The following is a 6917-nucleotide window of genomic DNA, read 5'->3' as shown; positions in this document are numbered from 1 at the left end:
CCCGTCCGCCGCTAAGATTCAAAAGCAAGCTTTTAAATCTTCGCTCGACTTGCATGTATTAGGCACGCCGCCAGCGTTCGTCCTGAGCCAGGATCAAACTCTCCAATAAAGAGTAAGATTAGCTCTTGTTTAAAACCATTTAAAACTTACGTTGACGTATGATTTGTTTAGTTTTCAAAGAACAATTTGTTTCGTCACTTCAAAAGCAACTATATTAATATAACATTTTCTCTATCACTTCGTCAACACTTTTTTTAAGTTTTTAAAAGTAAAAATCGTGTTTCCGAAGCAGGAGTTATATCATAACACCGTTGGTGTTGTTCGTCAATCGCTTATCCGTGGTAATGTTTACCTCTTCAAAGGGATTAAAAAAGACAAAGAGGAAACTCTCTGTCTTCCGCCTGGCGACGTCCTACTCTCACAAGGGGACAGCCCCTAACTACCATTGGCGCTGAGAAGCTTAACTTCCGTGTTCGGTATGGGAACGGGTGTGACCTTCTCGCCATCATCACCAGACTATTTAGTTATCATGGTCAATTCATCCATTCATCGTTCGGACATGTATTAATATATCATTTTATTTCACATTAATACAGTGGTAATTTTTCTCTACATTGCTCCTCTTGATAGGGGGCAACTGCATAAAGTTTAATGAATTTTAAAAAAAGCAGACAAGGCACTGAAAAACCCCGTCTGCTTTTAATTTATATTTTAAGCTGCTTGATCCATCTCTTTCTTATCCTTAGATAAGAACCATCCTCCTAGAGCCAATAACACTAATACGACATAGAAAGTAATTTTCCACTCTGGAGACTTTGCAAATGCTTTAGGTAAGATTGCAAGTTCTGGGTGAGATAAAGTATAAACAGCTAGTTTCACCCCTACCCAACCTACTATTAGAAAAGCAGCTATCTCTAGACCTGGTTTTCTATTTAGTAATGTTACAAAGAAGTTAGCAGCAAATCTCATTATAATTAAACCAATAAGTCCCCCTGCAAAAATCACAAGAAACTTACCACCATCCAGTCCACCAATATTCGGAAGTGGAGTATCAGGTAATACAACTGCTAATGCAACTGCTGCTAAAATAGAATCTACAGCGAAAGCAATATCAGCTAGCTCTACTTTAATAACAGTAGTCCAAAAACCAGCTTCTTTTTTCTTTCCTTCTCCTTTTTTATGATCATCAACGCCTTCAACCTTTTTCTTAATTAACTTTCTGGCTATATGATTAATCGCTATGAATAATAAATATAACGCACCAATTGCCTGTACCTGCCATACATTTACTAAAAATGAAATTGCAAATAATGAAGCAAATCTAAAGACAAAAGCACCCGCTAATCCGTAGAATAACGCTTTCTTTCGCTGTTCATCTGGTAGATGCTTAACCATAATCGCTAAAACTAGAGCATTATCGGCTGCTAATAAGCCCTCTAGAGCAATAAGTACGAGCAATACCCATCCGTACTCAAGTAATAATCCAACTTCCATTATAAAACTCCTCCCATAATATCTCTTTTCTTGTTAAACAATATAAGTCCAATAACCTTGTCTGTTAATTTAGTATTTACCCTATAAAAACCTATTATTAACGAAATGCTTGACTTACTGAATTTTACATTAAAATATCATATCCTAATTAGACCCTCCTACCCACTTCTGATTAAAGTTCAATCCGTACTTAGAAAAATTTCTTCTTATCAAAAAGTAAACGAATTCGTATTTCGTTACTAATCATGAAAAAAGACCTTTACTGTAAAAGTAAAGGCCTAAAAAACAAAAAGACCCTTACCGTTTTTGGTAAAGGTCTTGCTAACAACGTAAGTTGCCAACAAAGCCGAGAGTTACCTCCGAAATGACGACTTTGCTGTTAAAGCTACTCCCCTTTATGAAAAGGAATTATTCAATTGAACTTATTTATAGGATAATGGTTAATTTTGTATTCGTCAATAACAATAATTTATCTTATATATAATAGTATGCTACTACTAATGAATAGATGATACAAATGTACATACATACCTAGAAGTTATTCTATTCCTATTTAACATACTTTGTTATTTACGTTTAATGACTACTTAACAGCAATCACTTTCGTTACCCGATAGAACTAAACTATTCATCTCTTCATTAAATTCTAATACAAGGCCATCGGTGTACATTTCAATGTTGGGATCGATCGCTACCTTAATATCATTAAGAGTTACTACCTTATCATCTGCTTCCGGCTCATCCAGAGCCAGTCCAATTTGTGGTTGACCTCAGCCAAAGCCTGCGAAGTAAACTCTAATTCCAGAAGCATCTTTTTCTTTCAGTATTTCTTTCAATAGATCGCGTGCTTGATCTGTTATCTGCATCTTTATATTTTCCCCCTTTATTTTCTAACTAATTTCTTCAATTGTTCAAAGCCTATTGTCTCATTTTTTAACCATGGAATAACAGAAAAATGCTTGGCAAGTTTATTTTTAACTTTTGAAATCCAGTACTGTTCAGATACAGCTCTTCTACTCAATATAGGGTCTGTTGTATCAGTAGCAGAGAAACTTTGATTAACAACCCACCAATTAGAATAGATATGAGCTCTCTCTAAATCCTCTTGTAACCTACTAGCTTCTAATACAGGGGTTGCTTCAGGAAGAGTCACTATAACAACTTCTGTCTGTTTATTATTTCTTAGTCTAGGAAGGAGTTCCCTAACACTTTCAGGTATTTCTCCAGTCGAGCGCTCCAGTTCTTTATGGTACGATTGTGCAGCATCTAACAAAAGTAATGTATGGCCTGTAGGTGCTGTGTCGATAACCACCACTTCATGCTTTGATTCATCCACTACACTTGCAAATGCCTTAAATATTGCGATTTCTTCTGTACAAGGGGACTCTAAATCTTCTTTGATATAGGCTATTGCCTGTTCATCTAACTCAGTTGATACTTTGTTTAGGACTTCGTTACGATAGTTCTCAACTTCCACATCTGGGTCTATACGACTTATCGTGAGATTTTCAGAACTCATACCTTCAGGGAAGTAGTTGTCTAAATGAGCTGCTGGATCTGTGGTTGTTAAGTGAACACGGTTTCCTTTTTCAGAAAGCCCCACAGCAATTGCTGAAGCGATGGCTGTTTTCCCAACCCCTCCTTTGCCCATGGTAAGAATGATACGGATTCCCCGATCATGTAGATCATTTATAAGTTTTTCAAAAGGTGGTAACTCCAATTTTATTATTTCACTACTAAAAGAAGAAGTTGGATCCTTATCAATAAGAAAAAGTTTCTTTAAAGAGTCTATTCCTGTTAATGAGAATGAAACAAGAGGGATCTCAAAGATATTTAGTTCTCTTAGTTCAGCAGGTATCTCCTTTAAGGCTCTTTGCTGTTTTTTATAAAAAGCACTTGAAACTTCATCTGTTTGAATGCACTCCTGGAGGACTCCGTTTATGAGAAGGATTTGATTTTCAAGGCCTACTTCCCTTAATTCCATTGAAGCTCTTTTTGCCTCATGTATTGTGGACTCCTCTGGTCTCGATACTAAAAACAAAGTTGTTTTACTTGGATTAGAAAGTGTTGAAACAGATTTTGAATACAATTCCTTTTTTTCCGCAAGGCCAGAAAGTGGTCCTAAGCAACTTGCACCGTGTGTGCTTTCATTTAAAAAGTCAGTCCAAGCCATCGGTAACTGCAATAACCTTAGAGTATGTCCGGTTGGTGCGGTATCAAATATAATGTGATCATAGGTAGCCTCAATCTTAGCGTCAGTAAGTAAATTAGTAAACTCATCAAAAGCTGCTATTTCGACCGTGCATGCACCAGACATTTGCTCTTCCATCGTTTGTATGACACTATCAGGTAGTTTCCCTCGATAAGGCTCCACGACCTTTTCTCGATATTGTCTAGCTGCTTCCTCGGCATCAATATTACAAGCAAAGAGTCCTTCAACAGCCGGGATGGAAATAATGTTATTGGTAAGTTCTATTTCAAAGACATCCTGTAGGTTTGATGCTGGGTCCGTTGAAACGATTAACACTTGTTTACCGAGATTTGCTAATGTTATTGCCAAGGCACTAGCAGTGGAGGTTTTTCCCACACCGCCTTTGCCAGTGAAAAACAAAAAACGTGAAAATGACATTTCTTCTGGGCGAAACATGGAATACATTAATATCCCCCTTAATTTCTTATTATAGAAGTTCTTTAGTAGTTTTCTTCACTTCAAGGATTGTAGGTGAAATTCCAAACCACGATGCCAATTCTTCATTCGTAGGATAGCTTCCTTCTCTCACAATCTTTCCGTCTAAAAGTATTAATGGAAGGACGTCAGGACCTTTTTCATTTAGTCGTTCATTCACTAAAGTGTTATTAACGAACATACCGGGTTCACTTCCTAAATTGTATCTCTTAACGAGGAAACCTTTTCCTTCTAATAAAAATAGGGCTGACGCTATACGTGTTAATTCCGGATCAACACTTGGTCCACAAACACCCGTTGGACAACACATAGCGGGGTCAAATATTTCAAGTTTCATAAAATAGTTCCCTCCTATAATTTATAGTAAGTCAAAAAATATTGAACTTTTGTTGGTAAATCTTGCACAAAATCAAAGCCGAGAAGATTCTCGGCCCATTTAATATTACTCTCCTGTGTTTTTGAAACGTTCAATACGTTCCCCTATTTCATCACGGACACGTTGGAAGAATGCCCATTTCTCTCCGTCCGTTCCTTCGGCTTTTGCTGGGTCATCAAATCCCCAATGAACTCGTTTAATATGAGGAGGGGTTACAGGACAATGGTCAGCAGCGTGGCCACATAATGTAACGACTAAATCCGCTCTATTTAAGATTTCAGGATCAATCACATCGGATGTTTGGGTAGAAATATCAATACCTGCTTCTTCCATTGCTTTGACCGCATTTGGATTTAACCCATGAGCCTCAAGGCCTGCACTTTTCACTTCCCACTCGTCTCCTAAGTGTTTCTTTGCCCATCCTTCTGCCATTTGGCTTCTGCAAGAATTCCCCGTACATAAAAAATAGATTGTCTTTTTTTCCATATTGAAACACTCCTTAGTTTTATGAAATTATTAATAACCAAACATACAATCCAACTAGAGTAATAAATAGTGTAGGAATAGTTAATATAATTCCCACTTTAAAATAGTATCCCCATGTAATTTTTACACCTTTCGTGTTTAGAACATGGAGCCATAAAAGAGTTGCAAGGGACCCAATTGGGGTGATCTTCGGGCCTAGATCAGATCCAATTACATTTGCATAGATAAGTGCTTCTCTAATTACACCAGTTGTGCTCGTTTCAGAAATAGCAAGAGCATCAATCATAACAGTAGGCATATTGTTCATTACTGATGAAAGAATGGCAGCTATAAAGCCCATTCCAATCGTAGCAGCAAATAACCCTTGATCAGCTGTTTGTTGAATAACATCTGCCAAAATACTAGTCAGCCCTACATTTCTAAGTCCGTATACAACCACGTACATTCCTATCGAAAAGAAAACGATTGCCCAAGGTGCTCCTTTTAAAACGGTAGCAGTATGGACAGCAGGACTTTTTCTAGCAATCAGTAAAAAGATGATTGCAATGATGCCAGCGATCAATGATACTGGAATACCCAAGAATTCACTTACAAAATAACCTACAAGTAAAACGGAAAGAACTAGCCAGGATAGCCTAAACATTTTTTTGTCTTTAATGGCCTCTACAGGTGTTCTCAACTGTGTATGATCGAAGGTTTTTGGGATACTTTTTCTAAAATATAGGTAGAGAACTAAAATACTTGCAGCTAAACTAAAAAAGTTGGGTACAATCATGCGTGATGCATACTCTGCAAAACCGATATTAAAATAATCAGCAGACACAATATTTACAAGATTACTAACAACTAACGGCAAAGAAGTCGTATCTGCAATAAATCCGCTGGCCATGATGAAAGGTAGAATCATCATGTCTTTAAACTTTAATGCACGAACCATAGCTAGCACGATTGGAGTTAATATAAGTGCTGCTCCATCATTTGCAAAAAACGCTGCAACAATAGCGCCTAAAATGGTTACTAGTAAAAACATGCGTAAACCATTCCCTTTTGCATAGCGAGCCATATGTAACGCAGCCCATTCAAAAAATCCAATTTCATCTAAGATAAGAGAAATGATAATAAGTGCTACAAAGGTTAAGGTTGCATTCCATACAATGCTTGTTACATCCATTACATCCTGAAAGGATACAACGTTAACCAACAATGCCAAAATTGCTCCTGCACACGCTGACCAACCAATACCTAACCCCTTTGGCTGCCATATTACTAAGGTAAGTGTGGCAAGGAAAATTACTAATGCTAATATGACTGATGCCATATTCTATTCACCTCATTTATTCACAAGAAATCCGTTTACCTTGTTTTTCAAGTTCAATTAACCTATATTCCTGGCTTGGTAAAGCTTCAAGCAATCCTTTTACAAACGGTAAATATTCATAATCCTCATTAAGAGAATAGATGATCCATTGCCCCCTTCTACTTTCTCTAACTAACCCTACATCCTTTAGCTTCCTTATATGTTGACTAATGGCTGGTTGGCTAGCTTGAAAAATTTCAACGAATTCGCATACGCAACAATCTTGTTCAGAAAGAATTCTCATCATCGTTAATCTTGTTTTGTCACCTAATAACTTTAAAACGTTCGCAGCTCTCTCCATATCAATGGTAGATCGATTTGTGATCATAGCACCCTCCAAACTTTCACTTCTTTTAGTCTTTTCATTTTTAAGATGAAGTATTAAGTTCCTTTATCATTATATAAGTATATGCTTATATAATCAATCAGTTTTTTTCTGTTTTTATATCAACATTAAGTTTGTATTTTACAATAAATAATAACTAATTAAATTGTATAAATTAGTTTTTTTTGTTTTT

Annotated in this window: 7 protein-coding genes and 2 rRNA genes; all 9 read right to left on the bottom strand. The window is 36.7% G+C overall.

What is annotated here, in order from left to right; genetic code table 11:
• Nucleotides 1-109 (bottom strand): 16S ribosomal RNA (locus ACFYKX_RS21540); the annotation flags it as partial.
• A 290-nt stretch (nucleotides 110-399) separates the two neighbouring features.
• A 5S ribosomal RNA gene (rrf, locus tag ACFYKX_RS21535) occupies nucleotides 400-516 on the bottom strand.
• A 195-nt stretch (nucleotides 517-711) separates the two neighbouring features.
• Nucleotides 712-1494, bottom strand: a complete 783-nt coding sequence (locus tag ACFYKX_RS21530; protein ID WP_389363462.1) for a TerC family protein — start codon at nucleotides 1492-1494, stop codon at nucleotides 712-714.
• A 587-nt stretch (nucleotides 1495-2081) separates the two neighbouring features.
• Complete coding sequence (locus tag ACFYKX_RS21525; RefSeq protein WP_389363475.1) at nucleotides 2082-2240, bottom strand: hypothetical protein; 159 nt, start codon at nucleotides 2238-2240, stop codon at nucleotides 2082-2084.
• A gap of 137 nt (nucleotides 2241-2377) precedes the next feature.
• Nucleotides 2378-4150 (bottom strand): arsenical pump-driving ATPase, encoded by a 1773-nt coding sequence (gene arsA, locus ACFYKX_RS21520; RefSeq protein WP_389363461.1) that lies wholly within the window; start codon nucleotides 4148-4150, stop codon nucleotides 2378-2380.
• Between the two features lie 22 nt (nucleotides 4151-4172).
• On the bottom strand, nucleotides 4173-4517 hold the full coding sequence (gene arsD / locus ACFYKX_RS21515; RefSeq protein WP_389363459.1) for an arsenite efflux transporter metallochaperone ArsD: 345 nt from the start codon (nucleotides 4515-4517) through the stop codon (nucleotides 4173-4175).
• 105 nt (nucleotides 4518-4622) lie between these two features.
• Nucleotides 4623-5042 (bottom strand): arsenate reductase (thioredoxin), encoded by a 420-nt coding sequence (arsC, locus tag ACFYKX_RS21510; RefSeq protein WP_389363457.1) that lies wholly within the window; start codon nucleotides 5040-5042, stop codon nucleotides 4623-4625.
• Nucleotides 5043-5061: 19 nt separating this feature from the next.
• On the bottom strand, nucleotides 5062-6360 hold the full coding sequence (locus ACFYKX_RS21505) for an arsenic transporter (RefSeq protein ID WP_389363455.1): 1299 nt from the start codon (nucleotides 6358-6360) through the stop codon (nucleotides 5062-5064).
• 16 nt (nucleotides 6361-6376) lie between these two features.
• Nucleotides 6377-6727, bottom strand: a complete 351-nt coding sequence (locus ACFYKX_RS21500; protein WP_389363453.1) for an ArsR/SmtB family transcription factor — start codon at nucleotides 6725-6727, stop codon at nucleotides 6377-6379.
• Nucleotides 6728-6917: the final 190 nt, after the last annotated feature.

Origin of the sequence: Cytobacillus spartinae (genome assembly GCF_042865285.1) — a bacterium.
In the GTDB taxonomy this organism is placed as follows: Bacteria; Bacillota; Bacilli; order Bacillales; family Cytobacillaceae; genus Robertmurraya_A; species Robertmurraya_A spartinae.
The sequence above is the reverse complement of the archived record's forward strand: the minus strand, read 5'-3'. Positions and strand labels throughout refer to the sequence as shown.

Bases quoted from the DNA above. Each gene is read 5' to 3' on its own strand.
- ACFYKX_RS21530 (WP_389363462.1), bottom strand. From the start codon at position 1,494: ATGGAAGTTGGATTATTACTTGAGTACGGATGGGTATTGCTCGTACTT.
- arsA (WP_389363461.1), bottom strand. From the start codon at position 4,150: ATGTATTCCATGTTTCGCCCAGAAGAAATGTCATTTTCACGTTTTTTG.
- arsD (WP_389363459.1), bottom strand. From the start codon at position 4,517: ATGAAACTTGAAATATTTGACCCCGCTATGTGTTGTCCAACGGGTGTT.
- arsC (WP_389363457.1), bottom strand. From the start codon at position 5,042: ATGGAAAAAAAGACAATCTATTTTTTATGTACGGGGAATTCTTGCAGA.
- ACFYKX_RS21505 (WP_389363455.1), bottom strand. From the start codon at position 6,360: ATGGCATCAGTCATATTAGCATTAGTAATTTTCCTTGCCACACTTACC.
- ACFYKX_RS21500 (WP_389363453.1), bottom strand. From the start codon at position 6,727: ATGATCACAAATCGATCTACCATTGATATGGAGAGAGCTGCGAACGTT.